Raw genomic sequence first — 21,407 nt, 5'->3', positions numbered from 1 at the left:
TCTCTTTCCGTTCGATTTCGATCACGCCGCGTTCGGCTCGCCGCATTGCCACCTGATTCCGTCTGCCGGTTCATCGCTGCGCAAGCGCCCAGGTTCCAACGGCGTTGCGGGGGCAGACTAACGCACCCGAAAGGAAGTGAAATGAAAAAGACAATCGCAGCGGCCGCAATCCTCGCCGGTGCCATGGTCGCAGCGCCGGCGATGGCGCAGGACAGCAACACCGCTCCGGGCGGTTTCTATGTCGGCGCGCTCGCCGGCTACGAAGGTCTCAATGTCGATTCGGCCGACAACAGCGTCACCGCCGATGCCGATTCGGCCGTCTACGGCGTCACCGCCGGCTACGACTTCTCGCTCGGCAGTGCTTTCGTCGGCGTCGAGGGCGAACTGTCGAAGAGCGGCGGTTCGACCGAATTCCCGAGCAGCTTCGGCGGCGCCCGCGACGGGCTCGAGGCCGAAGGCCAGTACTATGTCGGCGCACGCGCCGGCTTCGCGCTGACCCCGGGCATCGCAGCCTACGGCAAGGTCGGCTACACCGCGCTCGACACCAAGGCGTTCACGTCCGCCGGTTCGCTCGACGAGCTCAAGGAAAACGCCAGCGGCCTGCGCTTCGGCGGCGGCCTGCAGGTCCAGCTGCCCGGACCGCTCGAAGGTCGCCTCGAATACCGTCGTTCGCGCTACAACGATGTCGGCGGTGACGTCGGCGATGCGACCACCGACCAGGTCGTCGCGGGCGTCGGCCTGCGCTTCTAAGGCGCCGATCGGTTTCGAACTATCCGGGGGCCGTCCGGGAGACCGGGCGGCCCCTTGTCATTTGCGCCGGAAGCGGAAGTACCAGACCTCGTGGCCGTAGACCGTGCGCGCCTTGTGTTCGTAGCGCGTCTCGGGCCAGCCCGAGGGGCGATTTTCCCAGCTCGCGCGGCCCTCCACCTGCCATTCGAACTCGTCGGTGAAGCGGCGCATCACCATCAGCGCGTGGCGCAGATAGACCGGGTGATCGGTGCCGAAGCGAAATTCGCCGCCCGGCTTGAGCTTGTCCGCGATCATGCGCACCGGCCCGTCGTTCATCATCCGCCGCTTGGCGTGCTTGGCCTTCGGCCAAGGGTCGGGATGGAGCAGGTAGACCATGGTCAGCGCGCCATCGGGCACGCGGCGCAGCACCTCGAGCGCGTCGCCATGGTGGATACGGACATTGGCCAGCGTCCGGTCGCGGACGTGGGTCAGCGCCTGCGCCACGCCGTTGACGAAGGGCTCGGCACCAATGAAGCCATGGTCGGGCAGCAGGTCGGCGCGCTCGGCCATGTGCTCGCCGCCGCCGAAGCCGATCTCGAAATGGAGCGGGCGATCGAAGCCGAAGAGCGCTTCCGAGGTTACCGGGCCTTCGGGGGGAACCGCAATCTGCGGCAGCAACCTCTCGACCAGCTCCTGCTGAGAGGCGCGCAGCGGCTTGCCCTGGCTGCGGCCGTAGAGCCGGTTGAGCGTGGTCGGATCGCCTTCCTTATATGCTGACATGCGCCGCGCCGTAGCGCCATCATCCCCAGGCCGTCCAGAGTCCGTAGGCACTGGTGATGCTCAGCGCGATGCCGACGAGGATCAGCATGAGCTTGGGGCTGAAGTGCTTGGCCGCCATCGCGCCGAAGGGCGCCGCGGCGATGCCGCCGATGATCAGGCCCAGCGTCGGTCCGGCGATATGCGAAATGCCGAGGTGGTAGACGAAGCTCGCCGAGATGCTCAGCGTAAGAAAGAATTCGACCGAATTGACCGTGCCTACGACCTTGCGCGGGTCGGCGCCCTGGACGAGCAGGTTGGAGGTCACCACCGGGCCCCAGCCGCCGCCGCCCGCCGCGTCGAGAAACCCGCCGACCAAGCCGAGCGGTGCGACGTGCTTCGCCTCGCGCAGCTTTGGCGGGTAGAGCACGCCGCGCACCAGCAGCCAAACGCCGATGCCCGCCAGATAGGCCAGCACGAAGGGCTTGATCGTCTCGCCGTCGATCGAGGTGAGCAGATAGGTTCCTACAAGCCCCCCGATCACGCCGGGGATCAACAGCCGCAGGAACAGTCGCCCGTCGATATTGCCGTGCAGCAGATGGCTGATGCCCGAGGTCGCGGTGGTGAAGCATTCGACCAGGTGGACCCGCTGCGAGGCGAGCGCGGGCGGCACGCCGAGCAGGCCGACCATCAGAGTGTTGGTGATGACCCCGAAGGCCATGCCCAACGCTCCGTCGACCATCTGCGCTGCAAAACCGATGAGGATGAAGGGGACGATGGGCCCCAGATCGAAACCGAACACCTCCATTGCGGGGGCGGGCCTTTCGCTGTTGATACCCGCGGCCTCTACTGCGATTCGCGTGCCGCTGCGAGATAGAAAATCTGCGTAACTCGGGTGCTTGGGAAGATTCGCGCTGCTACCCCATTGCGGTGAGCGCCGGACAAAGAAAAACGCCCGGCAGCCGAAGCTCCGGGCGTCTCTCGCATTCCCGTCCGTGGAATTCGCTATCAGGCCGCTTCGGCCTCTTCGTTCGGGTCGCGCAGCACGTAGCCGCGGCCCCAGACGGTCTCGATGTAGTTCTCGCCGCCGCAGGCATGGCTCAGCTTCTTGCGCAGCTTGCAGATGAACACGTCGATGATCTTCAGTTCGGGCTCGTCCATCCCGCCGTAGAGATGGTTGAGGAACATTTCCTTGGTCAGCGTGGTGCCCTTGCGCAGCGAAAGCAGCTCGAGCATCGCGTATTCCTTGCCGGTCAGGTGGACGCGGGCGCCATCGACCTCGACCGTCTTGGCGTCGAGGTTGACCGCCAGCTTGCCGGTACGGATGACCGATTGGCTGTGGCCCTTCGAGCGGCGGACGACGGCATGGATGCGGGCGACCAGCTCTTCGCGGTGGAAGGGCTTGGTGACGTAGTCGTCGGCGCCGAAGCCGAAGCTGCGGATCTTGCTGTCCATTTCGGCGATGCCCGAAAGGATCAGGACCGGCGTCTGCACCTTGGCCACGCGCAGCTTCTTGAGCACGTCGTAACCATGCATGTCGGGCAGGTTCAGGTCGAGCAGGATGATGTCGTAATCATAGAGCTTGCCGAGGTCCAAGCCCTCTTCGCCGAGATCGGTCGAGTAGACGTTGAAGCCCTCGGTCGTGAGCATGAGCTCGATAGCCTTGGCGGTCGTCGGCTCGTCTTCGATCAGCAGTACGCGCATCGTAAGTCCCCTGTATGACCGCCGGTCTCTAGCGGTAACCCCAGAAAAGGGATGTTGTACTCTATTAACCACACAACATCTGAACGGAAAAGGTTAACGCGGCGTAAATCGCGTTAACTTTTTTCACGTGGTCCATGGGGATTACAGCGCGGCGAGTTTCTTTTGGCGCCGGCGCTGCGCGCTCGAGCCGATTCCGATCGCCTCGCGATACTTGGCCACGGTGCGCCGGGCGAGGTCGAACCCCTCCGCATTGAGCAGCTCGGCGAGCTTCTGGTCGGACAGGACCTTTTTCGGATCCTCGCCCTCGCACAAGGCCTTGATACGCGCCTTGATCGCTTCCGACGAGGCGCCTTCGCCATCGGCCGCAGCGACGCCGCTGGAGAAGAAATATTTGAGCTCGAATGTGCCGCGCGGGCAGGAGAGGTATTTGTTGCTGGTGACCCGGCTGACGGTGCTCTCGTGCATCTCGCTCTGCTCGGCCACTTCGCGCAGCGTCAGCGGGCGCATCGCGGTAACCCCTTGGCGAAAGAAGCCCTCCTGCCTCTTAACGATTTCGGCGGCGGTCTTGAGGATCGTCTTCTGTCGTTGGTCGAGCGCGCGGATGAGCCAGTCAGCCTCGCCCAGCTGTTCGTTGAGCCAGCTCTGCGAAGCCTTGTCGCGGGCACCCGATTTCAGCTCGAGATAATATTCGCGATTGACCACGAGCCGGGGCAGGCTCGCCTCGTTGAGGCGGATGTCCCAACCATCCTTGCTTGGCGTGATCAGCACGTCGGGCACGATGGCCGACTGCGCACTGCCGCCGAAGGCGAGCCCCGGCTTGGGGTCGTAGCCACGCAATTCGGCGAGCATGTCGGCGAAATCCTCGTCGTCGACTTCGCACATGCGCTTGAGCCGCGTGACGTCGCCAGCCGCGACGAGGTCGAGATTGTCGATCAGCCGCGCCATGCAGGGATCGTAGCGATCGGCTTCGCGCGCCTGCAGCGCCAGACATTCGGCGAGCGTGCGCGCACCGACGCCGGTCGGATCGAGCGACTGGACCGTTTCCAGCGCGCGTTCCGCCTCGACCAGCGGAACACCGAGTTCGTCCGCGATGACGCGAAGCTCGGTGGGGAGGTAACCGGCCTCGTCGAGCTCGCCGATGATCCTCAGCGCGACCAGCGCCTCGCGCGCGTCATGCGCCACGGCACCGATCTGGTCGGAAAGATGTTCGGCAAGCGTGGGACCGTTGGCCGACCGATTCTCGAGATCGGGCAACTCGCCCGTACCGCCGCCGATATCGCCGCGGCTCCAATCGCCGCCCTCTCCCTGGGCAAGATCCCCCGGAGCGGCTTCGGGGTCGAGCGCATGGTCGGCGATGTCGAGCGCATTGTCGCCGTCGAAATCGGGCGCGCTGTCGTGTTCCGAGGGTTCGGGGGAGGTATCGCCGCCGACCTCGTGGCGGATCTCGCCCATTTCGAGCAGCGGGTTCGATTCGAGCGTCTCGGCAACGAAGGTCTCGATTTCGAGATTGGACAGCGCCAGCAGCTTGATCGCCTGCTGCAGCTGCGGCGTCATCACCAGCGACTGGGTTTGCCGGATGTCTAGGCGCGGACCCAGCGCCATGCGTCAACTCCCGTCGGCTTCGCGCGTCACAGTGTGAAACTCTCGCCGAGATAGAGCCGGCGGACGTTCTCGTCCGCCACCAGCGCCTCGGGCGTGCCCGCGAACAGCACCTGGCCGCCGTAGATGATGCAGGCGCGGTCGACGATCTCGAGCGTTTCGCGCACATTGTGGTCGGTGATGAGCACGCCGATGCCGCGCGTCTTCAAATCCTTCACCAGGTCGCGGATGTCGCTGATCGAGAGGGGGTCGATCCCGGCGAAGGGCTCGTCGAGCAGCATGATCGACGGCTTGGCGGCCAGCGCGCGGGCTATCTCGCAGCGACGCCGTTCGCCGCCCGAGAGCGCCATGGCGGGGCTCGCGCGGAGCCGGGTCAACCCGAATTCCTCGAGCAGCCGTTCGAGCTCGGCCGCGCGAGTCTCGGCATCGGGTTCGACCATCTCGAGCACGCAGTTGATGTTCTGCTCGACCGTCATGCCGCGGAAGATGCTGGTTTCCTGCGGGAGATAGCCGAGGCCGAGGATCGCGCGGCGATACATCGGCAGCTTGGTCACATCCTCGCCATCCATGAGGATGCGCCCGGCATCGGGACGGACGAGGCCCATGATCGAATAGAAGCAGGTCGTCTTGCCGGCACCGTTGGGTCCGAGCAGACCGAGCACCTCGCCCTTGCCGACCGAGAGTGAAATATCGGTCAGGACCGCGCGCTTGTCATAGCTCTTGGCGATCGAAACCACCTCGAGTCCGCCCTGCGGGATCGGCGGGGCGGCATCGTGCACCGCATCGTATTCCGGGCTCGTCTGGATATCGGCCATGGGCCGCGACATAGCATGCACATCGGCCTTGAAAACCCGTGCAAAAGGCTTTTTCGACGAATTGGCAGGATTCGTGCATGATCCGCCTCCTGCAATCGGTGCAGCGTTGACAGAGCGCTTGCGCAGGATTGCTTGCCAGCAGGCCACAATTTTGAAACAATGCTCTCCGGGAAGAGAAAACAGGGGAGAGACGCCTTGAACGACGCGCTTCATGACGATCATATCGCCACCGGGCACACGGCACGCCGCGGACGCGACTGGCGCAAGGCGATGAGCGACAATGTGGCGCTGGCGCTGCTCGTTTACACCGCTCTCCAGATCTTCATGACCGTCGGCGCAATGAAACAGGGCGCATCCTCGATCCTTCCCTACCTCGCGCTTATCGTCCTTGTCGGGGGGATCATCCCCGCCTGCCGCTGGTTCGAACGCCGCTGGGTCGGGCTGAGCGACGACGAAGCCGCCGATATCGAGCGCAAGCCCGCATTCCGGCGCGACCAGATCATGCTGTGGGCGCTGGCCATCGGCCTGCCGGTGGCGCTGACCGCCTTCTTCAAGCTGGCTTTTTCCTGACCGGACCGGCGGTTGCCAGCGCGCCGCGCGCGGCCTACTTCGCGCGCATGATTTCTCAACATCGGCTTTTGCCATGATCGGCGTCGACGCAGCGCTCGCCCGCTGCCACGAGCTCGTCGACCTCGCGCGCCGGATGGGGGCCGATGCCGCCGATGCCGTCGCACGGGCCTCCTCTTCCGAAAGCGTCGGGGTGCGGCTCGGCGCGCTCGAGGAGGTCGAGCGGTCGGAGAGCGAGGAGGTCGGCCTCAGGGTCTTCGTCGGGCGCCGTTCGGCATCGATCAACACCAGCGATTTCGCACCCGAGGGGCTTGAGCTGCTGGCGCAGCGCGCGGTCGAGATGGCGCGGCTGGCACCCGAAGATCCCTATGGCGGGCTGGCTCCCTCCGAGGCGCTGTTCGCGGGCGAACCACGCGATCTCGATCTGGTCGATGCGGCCGCGCCCGCGCCCGAGGAGTTGCGCGCGGCCGCGCTCGCCACCGAGGATGCGGCGCGCGCCGTCGCGGGCGTGACCAATTCGAACGGCGGCAGTGCCTCCTATTCGCGCTCGGTCTTCGCGCTGGTCACCAGCAACGGCTTTGCGCGCGGCCATGCGGGCGGATCGCACTCGCTTTCGGCCAGCGTGGTCGCGGGCGAGGGCGGCGACAAGCAGACCGACTATGCCTATCGCACGCAGCGCCACCGCAGCGATTTGCCCGACCCGGCCGAAATCGGTCGCGAGGCGGGCGAACGCGCGGTGCGCAAGCTCGCGCCCGTCTCGATCCCCTCGGGCCGCATGCCGGTGGTGTTCGATCCCCGCGTGGGCGGTGGCGTGCTCGGCCATTTGCTCGGCGCGATGGGCGCTCCCTCGATCGCCCGCAAGGCGAGCTTCCTGATCGGTCGCGAGCAGGACCAGCTGTTCGACACTGCGATCAAGGTGCTCGAGGATCCGCATCGCCTGCGCGGACTGCGCTCGCGCAATTACGATGGCGAAGGGGTGGCGAGCGTGCCGCGCGCGCTGGTCGATGCCGGGCAGGTCACCGGCTGGCTGACCAATGTCGCCAGCGCCGCGCAGCTCGGGCTGCAGCTCTCCGGCCATGCCAGCCGGGGCAGTGGCGGCGCGCCGGGCATCTCCGTCGGCAATGTCTACCTCGAGGCGGGCGAACCGAGTGTTGCCGAACTCATCGCCGATATCGAGGACGGGCTCTACGTCACCGACCTCTTCGGGCAAGGGGTCAATCTCGTCACCGGCGACTACAGCCGCGGGGCGAGCGGCTTGCGCATTCGCGGCGGCGAGCTCGCCGAGCCGGTTGCCGAGATCACCATCGCCGGGACCCTGCCCGACATGTTCCGCGCGTTGGTGCCGGCGGACGATCTCGAATTCCAGCGCGGCATCGACGTGCCCACCTTCCGCATCGACGGCATGGCGATCGCCGGCACATGATCATGCGGCTGCTCCTGCTGCTCGCATGGGGGCTGGCGATCTCCGTGCCGGCCCACGCGCAGCTCCCGGAGCTCGACCAGCCGACCGAAGCGGCCAGCCCGGAAGCACCCGCTCCCGCCCAGACGATCGCCACCACGCAGGATAGCGGTGCCGACGCCAAGATCGCCGAGCGCATCGCGGGCATCTTCGCCGAGCTGCCCGCCTTCTCCTCGGTATCCGTGGCCGTTGCACAGGGTGTGGTGACGCTGTCGGGCACGGTGCCGCAGCAGGCCGATATCGCCCGCGCCGAGGCCATCGCCGGCCGCGTATCGGGGGTGGTTACGGTCGAGAACCGGCTCGAGCGCGACCTGTCGATTTCGTCGGAGAGCGGCGGCATCGCCACGCTCGCCGATCGCTGGGAGGGGCTGGTGAAGCTGCTTCCGCTGATCGCGCTGGCGCTCGCGGTCTGGGCCGGGATCACGCTTGTCGGCTATCTCATCGCGGGGCTCGAGCGCCTGTGGCACCGCCTCGCGCCCAACTCCTTCCTCGCCGAACTGATCGCCAGCGCAATCCGCTTCATCTTCGCGATCGTCGGCCTCGTGGTCGCGCTCGACATGGTCGGGGCGAGCGCATTGCTCGGCGCGGTGCTCGGCGGGGCGGGCGTGGTCGGCATCGCGCTCGGCTTCGCGATGCGCGACACGATCGAGAACTATGTCGCCTCGCTGATGCTGAGCCTGCGCCAGCCCTTCCGCGCCAACGACTGGGTGGTGATCGACGACAAGGAAGGGCGCGTCATCCGGCTGACCAGCCGCGCCACGATCCTGATGACGCTCGAGGGCAACCACCTGCGTATTCCCAACGGGCAGGTGTTCCGCGCGGTGATCCTCAACTACACGCGCAATCCGCAGCGCCGGTTCGATTTCGACCTTGGCGTCGATGCCGACGACGATGCCGATGCGGCCCGCCAACTGGGCCGCGAGACGCTCGCCGGGCTGCCCTTCGTGCTCGGCGATCCCGCGCCCGAGGCGCGGGTGATCGAGGTCGGCGAGAGTAATGTGGTGCTTCGTTTCCTCGGCTGGATCGACCAGCGCGAGGCCGATTGGTACAAGGCGCGTAGCGGCGCGATCCTGGCGGTCAAGGCGGCGCTCGAGGACGGCGGCTTCGCGCTGCCCGAGCCGATCTATCGCCTGCGCTTCGACGCGCGCACCCAGCCGCTGCCCCTGGCGACCACGCGCGAGCGTGCGGCTTCACCCGCCGACACTGCCCCACCGAAAAAGCCTGCGCCGGCAGCAGCGGTGGCGGACGTCACCCCGCAGGAGGAGATCAGCGAAATGGTCGAGGCCGAACGCCGCCAGGCCAAGGGTGCGAGCGAGAAGGATCTGCTCGACACCTCGCGCCCGGTCGAATGAGCCGGCCCGCATGAAAAGGGGGCGCCTCGCGGCGCCCCTATGATGTCACTTGGCCTTGTCGGCTTCGTAGCGTTCGATCGCCTCGATCACGATCTGCCGCGCTTCGGCGGCATCGCCCCAATTGCCGATCCGCACCCACTTCTCGCTTTCGAGATCCTTGTAGTGGGTGAAGAAGTGCTCGATCTGCTGGAAGATGATCGAGGGCAGGTCCTTGGTCTCGCCGACATCCGAATAATAGGGGAAGGTGGTGTCGACCGGCACGCAGATGAGCTTCTCGTCGCCGCCATGCTCGTCTTCGAGGTTGAGGACGCCGATCGGGCGGGCGCGCACGACACAGCCCGCGATGAAGGGCGAGCGTGCGATGACCAGTGCGTCGAGCGGGTCGCCATCGGGGCTCAGCGTATGCGGCACGAAGCCGTAGTTTGCCGGATAGCGCATCGGCGTGTGCAGGATGCGGTCGACGAACAGGGCGCCGCTGGCCTTGTCGAACTCATACTTGACCGGCTCGCCGCCGGTCGGAACCTCGATGATGACGTTGAGGCTTTCGGGCGGGTTGTCGCCCACAGGGATCATGTCGATGCGCATCTATACTCTCACGTTGCGTGCGGCCCCTCTCCCCAGAAAGACTGAGGCGCCCTTAGAGCGAGCGGGGCCGGGCCGCAACCGGCCAAAGACCTAGCGCGTGCGAGGAGCGAGCAGGAGGTCGAGCCCCTGCTTTCCCTTGCCGGTCTTTTCGATCCACGGGTAGCGTAGCCCGCCGTGGTAATCGATCGCCACGCTGTCGTAGCGGTCGCCGCGCTTGACCAGCAGGGTGATCGGCTCGCTGCCCGATTTGGCGGCGGCTACCGCTTCCTTGATCGTATCGGAGGAATATGCGGTGCCGTTGACGGCGACCACTTGCGCGCCGTTGACGATGCCCGCGTTGAAGGCCGGCCCGTCCCACAGGGTCGAGGTCACCTTGCCCTCATTGTCGAGATTGACGCCGAGCGAATTGAACAGGTCGAGATATTTCCCGCCCTGCATGCGGCCCTTGGCATAGGGGTTGGGCGTGTCTTTCCACACCAGCTGGTAACCGGCCATCTCCAGACCCTTGGTCGGCGCCGGCTGGTTCGGCTGGCGCAGGCGGGTGTCGAGGAATCTGGCCCAGTCGTAAGCGTAAACGCCGTTGAGCGTCTCCACCACCTCGTCGAAATCATAGGTCAGCACGCCCCAGTCGCCGTCGGTCTTGCCGAAGAAGGCCTTGGCGAAATCGTCGAGCCCCTTCTTGCCGCCCGTGCCCTCGCGAATGATCTGGTCGGCTTCGAGCCAGGTCAGCGCGCCCTCGACATAATAATCCTCGCTGCGCTGGAGCGAGGAATAGGGGAGCGGGCGGCGCGAATTGACGATCGGATCGTAGGTCGTGTCCTGCACCGCGCGCCAGGCGCGGCCCGGCTGGCCTTCGGAATAATTCGCCACCGCATTGGCGATCGTGCCGAGGATCGTGTCCTTCTGCTGCAGGCCCGAACGCGCGGCGAGGATCCAGCCCCAGAACTGGGTCTGGCCTTCATAAACCCACAGAAGATCGTCCTGCATCGGGGTGCGATAGTCGGGGGTCCACAGCCCCTCGGGGCGGCGGAACTTGCCGTTCCAGCTGTGCACCAGCTCGTGGCTGACAACATTGTGGTCCCAGTCCATCTCGTCCCACTTGATCAGCGCGTCGGGTTCGTACTGGTTCTCGGCCGAGCGGTGATGCTCGAGGCCGATCCCGCCCATCCGGTCGGTCATGGCGAGCAGGATGTCGTAATGGTCGAAATGCCGCGCGCCGAACAGTGCATCGGCCTCGTCCACCAGCCGGTCGAAGCGCGCGAGGTTTTCGGGCGCCAGCTCGAGATATTTGGGCGCGTCGGCGACCGCATCGAGCTTCACGCCCTCACCGAGCGACCATTGCTTGGCATATTTGCCCGCGAAGATCGGCGAATCGACCAGCGTCTCGTAATCGACATCCTGCCAGGTGACGGTGTCGCCGGTGCGCTCCTGCCCGTCGAGCGCGGTGAAGACCTGCCAGCCTTCGGGAACCGTGACCGTGGGCTTGACCGCGATGCGGCGGGTGTAGTGCCCTTCGGGATAGAGGCTCATCTTCTCCCACTGCAGGTTGAGCATTTCCTGCGTCATGGTGATCCGCCCCTCGCGCCCGGTGACGGGCGAGGTGTGGAGGAAGTTGGCGGTGACTTCGCGCACGCCCTCGGGCAGTTCGACCACGAAGCGGTAGACGTCGAGCGTGTCGCGCTTCCACGCAAGCGGCTGGCCGTTGGCGGTGAAGCGTATGTTCGACAGCAGGTTGATCGGCCCGCGCGCGGCATGGTTGCCGGGCAGCCATTCGGGGAACAGCAGCACCAGTTCGCGCGTGCCCGCCGCCACGGGGATCGTCTCGGTCACCGCATAGACGCCGCGGCGCGTATCGGTCGCATCGATGTTCAGCGCGATCGTCCCGCCGGGCCAGGCTGTATCCTGCGGCAGCGGCGTCCCGTCCTCCAGCTGCGGCGCGACCGGGGCCGAATTCGTATCGGGCCGGGCGGCGAGGGGGAAGGAGATGGCGAGGGCGGCAGCCAGGGCGAGCGACGCGGTCATTGTCTTCATGGGCGCCAGTCATGCGGACCGGGCGCGACCAAGGCAAGCGCAAGTTCGACGAGCGACTTCCCCCCCTCCATCGAACGCGCTAGACGCGCGCCCGACATGAGCAAGACCCCACAAGCCATTCGCGGAACGCAGGACATCTTCGGCGTCGATGCCGAAGCCTTCGCCTTCGTCGTCGAAACCTTCGAGCGCGTGCGCAGGCTCTATCGCTTCCGCCGCGTCGAGATGCCGGTGTTCGAGAAGACCGAAGTGTTCAGCCGCGCGATCGGCGAGACCACCGACGTGGTCGCGAAGGAAATGTACAGCTTCGAGGACCGCGGCGGCGAAAGCCTGACTTTGCGCCCCGAATTCACCGCCGGCATCGCGCGCGCCTTCCTCACCAATGGCTGGCAGCAGCATGCGCCGCTCAAGCTGGCGACGCACGGGCCGCTGTTCCGCTACGAACGCCCGCAGAAGGGCCGCTATCGCCAGTTCCACCAGATCGACGCCGAGATCATCGGGGCGGCTGAACCGCAGGCCGATGTCGAGCTGCTCGCCATGGCCGACCAGGTGATCCGCGAACTCGGGATCGAGGGTGTGACACTGCACCTCAACACGCTGGGCGACGGCGACAGCCGCGAAGCCTGGCGCGCCGCGCTGGTCGAACATTTCCGCGCGGTGAAGGACGAGCTGTCCGAGGATTCGCAGGAGCGGCTCGAGAAGAACCCGCTGCGTATCCTCGACAGCAAGGACCCGCGCGATAAGCGCTTGGTCGCCGATGCGCCCAAGATCGACGCCTATCTCTCGGACGATGCGCGCGCCTTTTTCGACGCAGTGACCAGCGGTCTCGACGCCGCGGGGGTCAAGTGGCAGCGCGCCGAAAGCCTCGTGCGCGGGCTCGACTACTACCGCCACACCGCCTTCGAGTTCATTCCCGACGAGGGCAGCGAGGCCGCGGGCAAGCTCGGCAGCCAGAGCACGATCCTCGGCGGCGGCCGCTATGACGGGCTGATGGAGAGCCTCGGCGGTGCGCCGACACCTGCGGTCGGCTGGGCTGCAGGGATCGAGCGGCTGGCGATGCTAGTAGGGGAGAAGGATGAAGGCGAACTTCAGGTTGCAGTCGTTGCGGAACATTCCCGAGTGGAGAAAGACGCGTCTAGATTAACTTCCCTATTACGCAGCAAAATGATCGTTGCAGATATGTTTGTTACAGGCAGCCCGAGGAAAAGATATGGTCGGGCGGTAAAAGCTAATCCAATGATCATAGTTTCATTGGATTACCGTGACGATGACTTGCATCAATCATGGAGAATAGAACGACCGATTGAGTCGGATGAGTTGCACGAAATTATGGCGACATTTACGCTGACTGGCGACACGTGATAGTACCCGTTAACCCGGACTTGACCTCAAGTCCGCTCCTTGCGGCCCAGTAAAAGACGAGCGCGGGCCTTGTCTTGGATGCGCGGAATTACTGTAGCGGGGGCGGTGATTTGACCATTCTCGCGGAACGCCTTTCCTACAGGCCGGATCGTTCGCTAAGGGGGCTCGGTTAGTTGGTAGGAACCGACCCGGCGTGGGCTCCCGACGCAAGTGTCGCCCCGCCTTTGCGTTAAAATTGCGCTATGAAAGAATAAGCTAGGCTAGAAAATCGAAGTTGACATCCCGTCGCCTTTGTCGCCCATCCATCACCCAAAAATACCATGACCATTCCCGCCGAACGCCTCGACCAGATCGCCAACCGTTTCGCCGAGCTCGAGGCGCGCATGGCCTCGGGCCAGCTCGAAGGCGACGCCTTCGTCCAGGCGAGCCGCGACTATGCCGAACTCGAGCCGGTGGCCAAGGTTGCCGCCGAGGTGAAGGCGGCGCGCGAGGAGATCGCCAGCCTCGAGGAGATGCTCGGCGATCCCGAAATGAAGGCCATGGCCGAAGAGGAGCTGGCCGACTTGCGCAAGCGCTTGCCCGAGGCCGAACGCGCGCTCGCCATCGCCATGCTCCCGCGCGACAGCGCCGACAGCAAGCCCGCGATGCTCGAAATCCGCGCCGGAACCGGCGGCGACGAGGCGGCACTGTTCGCGGGCGATCTCTACCGCATGTACGAACGCTTCGCCGCCGAACAGGGCTGGACAGTCGAGCCTGTCAGCATGAGCGCGTCCGAAGTCGGCGGGTTCAAGGAAGTGATCGCCAACGTCACCGGCACCGGCGTCTTCGCCAAGCTCAAGTTCGAGAGCGGCGTCCACCGCGTCCAGCGCGTGCCTGAGACCGAGAGCGGCGGGCGTATCCACACCTCGGCGGCGACCGTGGCGGTGCTGCCCGAGCCCGACGAGGTCGATGTCCAGATCGATCCGGGCGATCTCAAGATCGACGTCTATCGCGCCAGCGGTGCCGGCGGGCAGCACGTGAACACCACCGATTCCGCGGTCCGCATCACCCACTTGCCGACCAACACCGTGGTCACCTGCCAGGACGGACGCAGCCAGCACAAGAACCGCGAAAAGGCGATGCAGGTGCTGCGCACGCGGCTCTATGACGCGCAGCGCGAGGCGACGCAGGGTGCCGAGGCCGAGGCGCGCAAGGCCATGGTCGGCAGCGGCGACCGGTCCGAGCGCATCCGCACCTACAATTTCCCGCAAGGGCGCGTGACCGACCACCGGATCGGTCTGACGCTGCAGAAGCTGCCGCAGATCATTGCCGGACCGGGTCTCGGCGAACTGGTCGACGCGCTGATCGCCGAGGATGAGGCCAAGCGGCTCGCGGCGATGAGCGAGTGAGAGTCTCGCCGGTGGATGCACGCGGCCTTCGACAAGCTCAGGCTGAGCGGGTGTGGGTTGGACCCGCGTCAGCGTCCGCTCGTCCTGAGCCTGTCGAAGGACAGTCGCCCGGCGCGCGACAATGACCGTCGGCGACGCCATCCGCAAGGCAGCAGCCCGCCTTTCGTCCACCAGCGACACCGCGCGGCTCGATGCCGAACTGCTGATGGCGCATGTGCTCGATGCCTCGCGCTCGCAGATGCTGCTGGAGCGGATGCGCGACGCGGCCGAGGACCACCTGGCGGAGTTCGAGCAACTGGTCGCCCGCCGTCTGGCACATGAACCGATCGCCCACCTGCTCGGCGTGCAGGAATTCTTCGGGCTCGACTTCGCCGTCACCCCCGACACGTTGATCCCGCGCAGCGACAGCGAAACCATCGTCCGCGCGGCGCTCGGGGCGGCGCGGCCCGATGCCCGCGTGCTCGACATGGGCACCGGAACGGGTGCGCTGCTGCTGGCCTTTCTCGACCAGCGTCCCGAGGCGAGCGGTATCGGCATCGACGCCTCTCCGGCGGCAGTCCGCGTGGCAGCGGCCAATGGCGAACGCCTCGGACTGGCCGACCGCGCCCAATTTGTCAGGGCGAGCTGGCTCGACGAGGGCTGGGCGGCACCGCTCGGCCAGTTCGACCTGATCCTGTGCAATCCGCCCTATGTCGAGACCGGAGCCGCGCTCGATCCGGACGTGCGCGATTACGAACCGGCTTCCGCGCTGTTCGCCGGAGTCGAAGGGCTTGACGACTATCACGCCATCGTCCCGCACCTTGGCAAGCTTCTTTTTCCGGGCGGTGTGGTCGTCTTGGAAATCGGTGCGACTCAGGAGGACGCGGTTTCGCAGCTGGCCCGCGAATCGGGCTTCGCAGTGACCATGCAGCAGGACCTCGGCGGACGTCCGCGGGCACTGATTCTCACTTAGGGCTTGGCAAAGCCGATTCGAGCCTTTACCTCTGGCCACAGGCCAGCGGTGCGCGGCTAACGCCTCCCCGCCGGTTCCAGCTCCGACATTGCAGTTTTGGTGCGCGGCTTCGGCCCTGCATACCATGCACAGACCGGGGCACGCGAGTTGCGACAGGCGCAGCCGCGCAAGGGGTCACGCGGCCAGATGTGGACCGGTTCGGTTCGCGCCGCGCATTGAATGAGGACCAGCTACCCTTGAACACCAATCGCAACAACCGTCGTCGCGGACGCGGGAATCGTAATCAGGGCGGTGGCAACAACGCCAATCGCATCGATAGCCGCGCTCGTGGCAATGCCCCGCAGCTGCTCGACAAGTACAAGAAGCTCGCGCAGGACGCCCAGCACAATGGCGACCGCGTCCAGGCCGAATACTATCTGCAGTTCGCCGACCACTATTTCCGCGTGATCGCCGACAACAAGGCGCGCCAGGAAGAAGCCAAGGCGAAGCGCCACGACGATCGCGGCGGTCAGGGCGACGATGACGACGATGACGATGGCGACGACCGCCGCGGCAATCGTCGTCCGCGCGGGCGGCGCGACGAGCAGGACGAGGGCAATCGCAAGGACCGTGGCCGCAAGCCCCGGTCCGGTGACGATGCCGATTCCCGCGAGTACGAGCCTTCGGAAAACCCCTTCACCCGCCGTGACGAGGAAGAGGACGCTCCCAAGAAGCGCCGTGCTCCGCGCAAGGCGAAGCAGGGTCAGGACGGCGACGGCGAAATCGACGCTGCCGTGCTGCCGCCCTCGATCGGTGCGAGCGAGGGCGAGGACAAGCCTGCCCCGCGTCGTCGCAAGCGCAAGCAGGATGATGAAAGCGAAGTGAGCGCGGTCGGCTGATCGCGCTTGCAGTGCTGACCTGACCATCTAAGGGGGCAAGCCGATGGAGAAAATCCCCGGCTTGGCCCGCTCGCACCCGAATCTCGCCGCGCTCGTGCTGGGCGCGGCGTCTGCTTTCGGGTTCCAGCCTTTCCATCTCTGGCCTCTGGGGCTTGCCGCGATCGGCGCCTTCGGCTGGCTCGCCTGGCAGTCGCCCGGCTGGAGGCGCGCGCTTTTGGCCGGCTGGCTGTTCGGCGTGGCGCATTTCACCGTCACCAACAACTGGATCGCCACCGCCTTCACCTATCAGGCGGAAATGCCCGCCGTGCTCGGCTGGGCCGCGGTGCCCTTGCTGTCGCTCTATCTCGCCGTCTGGCCTGCCTTCGCCACCTGCGCCGCTTGGCTGGTGGCGCGGCGCAGCGGCCTTCCGGTCTTCGCGCTGGCCTTCGGCGCCAGTTGGATCGCGGCGGAATGGCTGCGCAGCTGGGTGTTCACGGGTTACAGCTGGGGGCCCCTGTCGATGATGGTGGTGGGGCCATGGGACCGGCCGGGCTTCGCCCGGCTGCTGCCTTTCGTTGGCAGCTACGCTCTTTCGGGGATCGTTGTCGCGCTCGCCGTCTCGGGCGCGGCGCTCGTCGGGAGGCGGCGCTGGGTGCCGGCTGCGGGGTTGGTGGTGGCGGTGACCGCGCTGCTCTATTGGCCCGCGGGCAAGGCCGATCAGGGCATTCTTCCGCTGACGCTGGTCCAGCCCAATTTGCGCCAGGACGACATCAACGACGCGACCAAGTTCGAGGACCAGTTTCAGAGCATCGCCGCGCTCAGCGTGCCCCGGCAACCGCTCAGCCACCGCCTCGTGCTGTGGCCCGAAAGCGGCGTCCCCGATTATCTGCGCGACGGCTATCCGCAGCGCTACTACAACCAGATGACTGCGGGTGGTGATCCCGCATTCGCCCGGACGCGGATCGGCCGCGTTATCGGGAACGACAGCCTGCTCCTGACCGGCCTGGTGGACCTCGAGATCGGCACGGTCGACGGGCGCGAACGCGCTATCGGGGCCTACAATTCGGTCACCTCCATCGATTCGAAGGGGCAGCTGGGCCAGCGCTACGCCAAGGAGCACCTCGTGCCCTACGGCGAATATCTGCCGATGCGCGACCTGCTCGAGCCGCTGGGCCTGTCGCGCCTGGTGGCAGGTTCGATCGATTTCATCCCCGGTCCGGGGCCGCAGAGCTTCGACCTGGGCGACTACGGCAAGGCGGGCATCCAGATCTGCTACGAGATCGTCTTCTCCGGAGCGGTCGCCGACCGGAAACACCGCCCCGACTATATCTTCAATCCCTCGAACGACGGCTGGTTCGGCGCCTGGGGCCCGCCGCAACATCTGGCGCAGGCGCGGATGCGGGCGGCCGAGGAAGGCCTCCCCGTCCTGCGTTCGACGACCACCGGCATAAGCGCGGTGATCGACGCGCGCGGCGTGGTGCGCGAGCATATCGGCCGCAATGTCGCCGGGCGGATCGATACGGTCGTGCCTCCCGCGCATGCGCCGACCTGGTTCGCCCGGCTCGGTCACTGGCTCACGCTGCTATGGGTCGTACTATTGTTGGGGCTTTCACTGGTTGCCATGCGCCGCGCAGGAGGCTACCGCGCGAAAGACACATAAAGACTTCTTTATATCGGGAAATCCAGTTTCATGCGCACCAGCTTTCTCTTCACGTCCGAGAGCGTCTCGGAAGGCCATCCCGACAAGGTTTCAGACCAGATTTCGGACGCCATCGTCGATCTGATGCTGGGGAAGGATCCCGAGGCCCGCGTGGCTTGCGAGACCATGACCACCACCCAGCGCGTGATCCTGTCGGGCGAAATTCGTTGTGCCCCGATGTACGACGCCAACAACCCTGACTGGGCCGAGAACGGCGGCTGGGCTCCGGGGGCCAAGGAAGAGATCGAACGCGCAGTGCGCCATACGGTGCGCGAGATCGGATACGAGCAAGACGGCTTCCACTGGCAGACGCTGACCTTCGAGAACCACCTTCATGGACAGTCGGCGGAAATCGCGCAGGGCGTCGATGCCAGCGGCAACAAGGACGAAGGCGCGGGCGACCAGGGCATCATGTTCGGCTTCGCCTGCGATGAAACTCCCGATTTCATGCCGGCGACGCTCGACTACAGCCACAAGATCCTCGAGCGCCTCGCCGCCGATCGCAAGAGCGGTGCGGCCCCTTTCCTCGAACCCGATGCCAAGAGCCAGCTGTCGCTGCGCTACGAGAATGGCAAGCCGGTCGCCTGCACCGCGATCGTCGTCTCGACGCAGCATGGCAAGGGCTACCACGAGGGTGAGAAGGAAGCCGAACTCAAGGCCTATGTTAAGAAGGTCGTCGCCGAGATCCTGCCCGACGGCTGGGTATCGGACGAGACCGAGTGGCACATCAACCCGACCGGTGCCTTCGAGATCGGCGGCCCTGACGGCGATGCCGGCCTCACGGGTCGCAAGATCATCGTCGACACCTATGGCGGGGCGGCTCCGCATGGGGGTGGCGCATTCAGCGGCAAGGACCCGACCAAGGTCGACCGTTCGGCCGCCTACATCACACGCTATCTTGCCAAGAACATCGTTGCGGCAGGCCTTGCCAAGCGCTGCACGATCCAGCTGAGCTATGCGATCGGCGTTTCGAAACCGCTGTCGCTCTATGTCGACACTCACGGCACCTGTGCGGAGGGTGTGACCGACGAAGGGCTCGAAGTGGCGATCCGCAACATCGAGAAGCTCGGTGGTCTGACCCCGCGCGGTATCCGCACGCACCTAGGCCTCAACAAGCCGATCTACCGCAAGAGCGCAGCCTATGGCCATTTCGGACGTCAGGCTGAAGGCGATACCTTCCCTTGGGAACGCACCGACCTGGTCGACGACCTCAAGGCCGCACTTGGCTGATCCCTAGCCGTGCTCGCCCTTGCGCGGGCTGGGATGGTCGAGAGCGAGTTCGGCTTCGGAGAAGGTGAACGGGCTGCGCACGCCGGGGATGCCGTCGAGGTCCACACGCAGGCCGCGTGCCTTCACCTGCGCTTCGGCAAAGACCGCGTCGATCGCGTTGACGCGACCGGCGGGGATGCCGTCTTCGGCGCAATCGGCGAGCAGCTCGTCCATCTGCCACTTGCAGGTCTCGGCGGCGATGATCGCGTCGAGCTCGGCGCGATTGGCGAGCCGACCCTCGTTGGTGGCGAATTTCTCCTCGCCCAGCAGATCCTCGCGGCCGAGCAGCGAAAGCAGCCTGCGGAACAGCCCGTCATTGGCAGGCGCCAGCACCACCTCGCCATCGACGACCGGGAAGACGCCATAGGCGCTCACCTGCGCGTGCTCGTTGCCCATCCGCGGCGGGTTCTCGCCGATGGTGAGGAAATGCAGCGCCTGGCTTGCGAGCAGACCCACCGAGCAGTCGAGCAGGGCCATGTCGACCAATTGTCCGCGCCCGGTGCGTTCGCGCATGGCGAGTGCGGCCTGAATACCGATGACTGAGTAGAGCCCACATGTGAGATCGGAGATCGAGATCCCCATCTTCATCGGCTGGCCCTGCGGTTCGCCGGTCAGCGCCATGAAGCCGCTCATCGCCTGGATGACGAAATCATATCCGGCTTCGTGGGCACGCGGTCCGGTTTGGCCGAAGCCCGTGATCGAGCAATAGACGAGGCGCGGGTTGGCCTTGGCGAGACTGGCGTAGTCCAGCCCGAACTTCGCCAGCGTTCCGGTTTTGAAATTCTCCAGCACTACGTCTGCCGATGTGGCAAGATCGCACACGCGGCCGAGGTCGTCCTCATCCTTGAAGTCGGCGACGATCGACCGCTTGCCGCGATTGGTCGCGTGGTAATAGGCCGCTTCGCGCTCACCGTTCGCGCGCTCGACCCAAGGCGGGCCCCACTTGCGAGTCCCGTCGCCATCGGGACTTTCGACCTTGATGACGTCGGCACCCAGATCGGCAAGGATCTGGCCCGCCCAGGGGCCGGCCAAGACGCGGGCCAGTTCGAGGACCTTGAGCCCTGCGAGCGGAGCATTCGGATTGCGAGGTTCGTCGAGCCACATGGCTCGCGGCTTGCGCGGGTGGCCGACGCCGGTCAAGTCACTCCATGCCGACTGCTGCGGCAAGTCCGCCGACCGCCTCGAGAAATTCCTCGCGGAAGTCCTGCACCACCTGCCGGCTCGAGCGGACCTGCTCGACCAGCCCGACGCCTTGGCCGACGAAATAGCTGACCAGTTCGCGCGCGCCTTCGTTGCCTGCCGCGGCCTCGCGCTCGATCCGCGCGAAAGCCGGCTCTGAGACCATGCCCATCAGCGGCATCGGCAGCGTACCCGGGCCTTCGGCCGCGTCCCAGGCGTCGTGCCAGGCGGTCTTGAGCTGACGCGCGGGCTTGCCCGTGCGGCTGCGTGAACGGACCGTATCGCGGCTCCTTGCCGCGACCATCTTGTCGCGGAAGGCCTCGCTCGTCTCGGCTTCGGGCGTGGCGAGCCAGATCGAGCCGGTCCAGGCGCCCTGCGCTCCCGCCGCCATCATCCCGGCCATCTGCCCGCCGGTCATGATCCCGCCCGCCGCGAGCACGGGGATCTCGTGCCCCGCACGGGCGAGTTCGCGAACGACTTCGGGGATCAGCACCAGCGTCGAGACCTCGCCGCAGTGCCCGCCGGCCTCGGTGCCCTGCGCGACGATGATGTCGACCCCTGCTTCGGCCTGGCGGATGGCGTGCTCCTTCGCGCCGACGAGTGCGGCCACGGGAACGCCGCGACGTTTGCCTTCCGCGATCATCGCGGCCGGCGCGATACCAAGCGCATTGGCGATGAGCCTGATCGGGTGGCGGAAGGCGACCTCCATCAGTGCGAGGCCGTTCTCGGGCGTGATGCCCATCCGCTCTTTCAGGATGGGCATTTCGGGTTCGGGGGCAATGCCGTACTGGCCGAGTACCGAGTTGACGAAGCCCTGGTAGGCGGGATCGATCGCAGCGGCGCGGCTCTTGTTGTCGGACAATTCGCGCACCCGCGGGTCGATGACTTCGGGTACGAGCACGTCGACCCCATAGGGTGCACCATCGACATGCGCGTCGATCCAGGCGAGTTCTTCCTCAAGCTGTTCGGGTGTGAAGCGCGTGGCGCCGAGGACGCCGAAGCCGCCGGCCTTGCTGACGGCGGCGACCACGTCGCGGCAGTGGCTGAAGGCGAAGAGCGGGAATTCCGCCCCGGTCATCTCGCACACGCGGTTCATAGGCATTTAGG

General features: G+C 66.0%; 19 protein-coding genes. 10 read left to right on the top strand and 9 right to left on the bottom strand.

The annotated features are described in order from the left end of the window. Positions 1-141 precede the first annotated feature (141 nt). Entirely contained in the window at positions 142-750 is a 609-nt protein-coding gene (locus tag K3181_RS06335; protein WP_221601864.1) for an outer membrane protein, read from the top strand. Positions 751-807: 57 nt separating this feature from the next. On the opposite strand, the gene trmB is transcribed toward K3181_RS06335, so the two are convergent. From trmB to lptB, 5 genes are all read right to left on the bottom strand, one after another. After that, positions 808-1,509 carry a tRNA (guanine(46)-N(7))-methyltransferase TrmB gene (trmB, locus tag K3181_RS06330; protein ID WP_221601862.1) on the bottom strand — a complete coding sequence of 234 codons (702 nt, stop codon included), beginning with the start codon at positions 1,507-1,509 and terminating at the stop codon, positions 808-810. A gap of 19 nt (positions 1,510-1,528) precedes the next feature. After that, positions 1,529-2,293: a sulfite exporter TauE/SafE family protein gene (locus K3181_RS06325; protein WP_221601860.1), complete on the bottom strand. Its 765-nt coding sequence runs from the start codon at positions 2,291-2,293 to the stop codon at positions 1,529-1,531. 200 nt (positions 2,294-2,493) lie between these two features. Then, a complete protein-coding gene (gene ctrA, locus K3181_RS06320) occupies positions 2,494-3,189 on the bottom strand; it encodes a response regulator transcription factor CtrA (protein WP_050601718.1) in 696 nt (231 codons plus the stop codon). A 141-nt stretch (positions 3,190-3,330) separates the two neighbouring features. Continuing rightward, positions 3,331-4,791, bottom strand: a complete 1,461-nt coding sequence (gene rpoN / locus K3181_RS06315) for an RNA polymerase factor sigma-54 (RefSeq protein ID WP_221601858.1) — start codon at positions 4,789-4,791, stop codon at positions 3,331-3,333. Between the two features lie 26 nt (positions 4,792-4,817). Then, positions 4,818-5,603 carry an LPS export ABC transporter ATP-binding protein gene (gene lptB, locus K3181_RS06310; protein WP_221601850.1) on the bottom strand — a complete coding sequence of 262 codons (786 nt, stop codon included), beginning with the start codon at positions 5,601-5,603 and terminating at the stop codon, positions 4,818-4,820. Between the two features lie 195 nt (positions 5,604-5,798). Between lptB and K3181_RS06305 the strand changes: the two genes are divergently transcribed. The 3 genes from K3181_RS06305 to K3181_RS06295 all read left to right on the top strand — a co-directional run bounded on the left by K3181_RS06305 (position 5,799) and on the right by K3181_RS06295 (position 8,981). Continuing rightward, entirely contained in the window at positions 5,799-6,173 is a 375-nt protein-coding gene (locus K3181_RS06305; protein ID WP_370034599.1) for a hypothetical protein, read from the top strand. Between the two features lie 73 nt (positions 6,174-6,246). Continuing rightward, positions 6,247-7,593 carry a TldD/PmbA family protein gene (locus K3181_RS06300; RefSeq protein ID WP_221601841.1) on the top strand — a complete coding sequence of 449 codons (1,347 nt, stop codon included), beginning with the start codon at positions 6,247-6,249 and terminating at the stop codon, positions 7,591-7,593. Beyond that, entirely contained in the window at positions 7,590-8,981 is a 1,392-nt protein-coding gene (locus K3181_RS06295) for a mechanosensitive ion channel domain-containing protein (protein WP_345725452.1), read from the top strand. Before K3181_RS06300 ends, K3181_RS06295 begins: the two co-directional genes overlap by 4 nt. A 45-nt stretch (positions 8,982-9,026) precedes the next feature. On the opposite strand, the gene ppa is transcribed toward K3181_RS06295, so the two are convergent. Further along, on the bottom strand, positions 9,027-9,566 hold the full coding sequence (ppa, locus tag K3181_RS06290; protein WP_221601839.1) for an inorganic diphosphatase: 540 nt from the start codon (positions 9,564-9,566) through the stop codon (positions 9,027-9,029). A gap of 90 nt (positions 9,567-9,656) precedes the next feature. Beyond that, complete coding sequence (locus K3181_RS06285; protein ID WP_221601837.1) at positions 9,657-11,597, bottom strand: M61 family metallopeptidase; 1,941 nt, start codon at positions 11,595-11,597, stop codon at positions 9,657-9,659. Between the two features lie 96 nt (positions 11,598-11,693). On the opposite strand from K3181_RS06285, the gene hisS reads away from it, so the two are divergent. The 6 genes from hisS (at position 11,694) to metK (ending at position 19,082) form a co-directional block, all read left to right on the top strand. After that, positions 11,694-12,956: a histidine--tRNA ligase gene (gene hisS, locus K3181_RS06280; protein WP_247714877.1), complete on the top strand. Its 1,263-nt coding sequence runs from the start codon at positions 11,694-11,696 to the stop codon at positions 12,954-12,956. Between the two features lie 320 nt (positions 12,957-13,276). Then, positions 13,277-14,344: a peptide chain release factor 1 gene (gene prfA / locus K3181_RS06275; protein ID WP_221601835.1), complete on the top strand. Its 1,068-nt coding sequence runs from the start codon at positions 13,277-13,279 to the stop codon at positions 14,342-14,344. 121 nt (positions 14,345-14,465) lie between these two features. Beyond that, the gene (gene prmC, locus K3181_RS06270) at positions 14,466-15,296 is read left to right on the top strand and encodes a peptide chain release factor N(5)-glutamine methyltransferase (RefSeq protein ID WP_221601825.1); all 831 of its coding nucleotides are present in this window, start codon (positions 14,466-14,468) and stop codon (positions 15,294-15,296) included. Between the two features lie 236 nt (positions 15,297-15,532). Then, complete coding sequence (locus K3181_RS06265; RefSeq protein WP_221601814.1) at positions 15,533-16,174, top strand: DUF4167 domain-containing protein; 642 nt, start codon at positions 15,533-15,535, stop codon at positions 16,172-16,174. A 43-nt stretch (positions 16,175-16,217) separates the two neighbouring features. Beyond that, positions 16,218-17,813 carry an apolipoprotein N-acyltransferase gene (lnt, locus tag K3181_RS06260; protein ID WP_221601812.1) on the top strand — a complete coding sequence of 532 codons (1,596 nt, stop codon included), beginning with the start codon at positions 16,218-16,220 and terminating at the stop codon, positions 17,811-17,813. A 30-nt stretch (positions 17,814-17,843) separates the two neighbouring features. After that, positions 17,844-19,082: a methionine adenosyltransferase gene (metK, locus tag K3181_RS06255; protein WP_221601810.1), complete on the top strand. Its 1,239-nt coding sequence runs from the start codon at positions 17,844-17,846 to the stop codon at positions 19,080-19,082. Between the two features lie 3 nt (positions 19,083-19,085). On the opposite strand, the gene K3181_RS06250 is transcribed toward metK, so the two are convergent. Together K3181_RS06250 and K3181_RS06245 are read right to left on the bottom strand one after the other, a co-directional pair. Continuing rightward, entirely contained in the window at positions 19,086-20,225 is a 1,140-nt protein-coding gene (locus tag K3181_RS06250; RefSeq protein WP_221601808.1) for a CaiB/BaiF CoA transferase family protein, read from the bottom strand. A 37-nt stretch (positions 20,226-20,262) separates the two neighbouring features. Next, positions 20,263-21,402 carry an NAD(P)H-dependent flavin oxidoreductase gene (locus K3181_RS06245; RefSeq protein ID WP_221601806.1) on the bottom strand — a complete coding sequence of 380 codons (1,140 nt, stop codon included), beginning with the start codon at positions 21,400-21,402 and terminating at the stop codon, positions 20,263-20,265. Positions 21,403-21,407 lie beyond the last annotated feature (5 nt).

This window comes from Qipengyuania mesophila, from assembly GCF_019711655.1.
GTDB classification, from domain to species: Bacteria; Pseudomonadota; Alphaproteobacteria; order Sphingomonadales; family Sphingomonadaceae; genus Qipengyuania; species Qipengyuania mesophila.
The sequence above is the reverse complement of the archived record's forward strand: the minus strand, read 5'-3'. Positions and strand labels throughout refer to the sequence as shown.

Coding starts and splice junctions, on each gene's coding strand:
- rpoN (WP_221601858.1), bottom strand. CDS start 4,791: ATGGCGCTGGGTCCGCGCCTAGACATCCGGCAAACCCAGTCGCTGGTG.
- K3181_RS06335 (WP_221601864.1), top strand. CDS start 142: ATGAAAAAGACAATCGCAGCGGCCGCAATCCTCGCCGGTGCCATGGTC.
- prfA (WP_221601835.1), top strand. CDS start 13,277: ATGACCATTCCCGCCGAACGCCTCGACCAGATCGCCAACCGTTTCGCC.
- K3181_RS06300 (WP_221601841.1), top strand. CDS start 6,247: ATGATCGGCGTCGACGCAGCGCTCGCCCGCTGCCACGAGCTCGTCGAC.
- K3181_RS06250 (WP_221601808.1), bottom strand. CDS start 20,225: ATGTGGCTCGACGAACCTCGCAATCCGAATGCTCCGCTCGCAGGGCTC.
- hisS (WP_247714877.1), top strand. CDS start 11,694: ATGAGCAAGACCCCACAAGCCATTCGCGGAACGCAGGACATCTTCGGC.
- lnt (WP_221601812.1), top strand. CDS start 16,218: ATGGAGAAAATCCCCGGCTTGGCCCGCTCGCACCCGAATCTCGCCGCG.
- metK (WP_221601810.1), top strand. CDS start 17,844: ATGCGCACCAGCTTTCTCTTCACGTCCGAGAGCGTCTCGGAAGGCCAT.
- K3181_RS06245 (WP_221601806.1), bottom strand. CDS start 21,402: ATGCCTATGAACCGCGTGTGCGAGATGACCGGGGCGGAATTCCCGCTC.
- K3181_RS06295 (WP_345725452.1), top strand. CDS start 7,590: ATGATCATGCGGCTGCTCCTGCTGCTCGCATGGGGGCTGGCGATCTCC.
- K3181_RS06325 (WP_221601860.1), bottom strand. CDS start 2,293: ATGGAGGTGTTCGGTTTCGATCTGGGGCCCATCGTCCCCTTCATCCTC.
- ctrA (WP_050601718.1), bottom strand. CDS start 3,189: ATGCGCGTACTGCTGATCGAAGACGAGCCGACGACCGCCAAGGCTATC.
- ppa (WP_221601839.1), bottom strand. CDS start 9,566: ATGCGCATCGACATGATCCCTGTGGGCGACAACCCGCCCGAAAGCCTC.
- trmB (WP_221601862.1), bottom strand. CDS start 1,509: ATGTCAGCATATAAGGAAGGCGATCCGACCACGCTCAACCGGCTCTAC.
- K3181_RS06285 (WP_221601837.1), bottom strand. CDS start 11,597: ATGAAGACAATGACCGCGTCGCTCGCCCTGGCTGCCGCCCTCGCCATC.
- prmC (WP_221601825.1), top strand. CDS start 14,466: ATGACCGTCGGCGACGCCATCCGCAAGGCAGCAGCCCGCCTTTCGTCC.
- lptB (WP_221601850.1), bottom strand. CDS start 5,603: ATGGCCGATATCCAGACGAGCCCGGAATACGATGCGGTGCACGATGCC.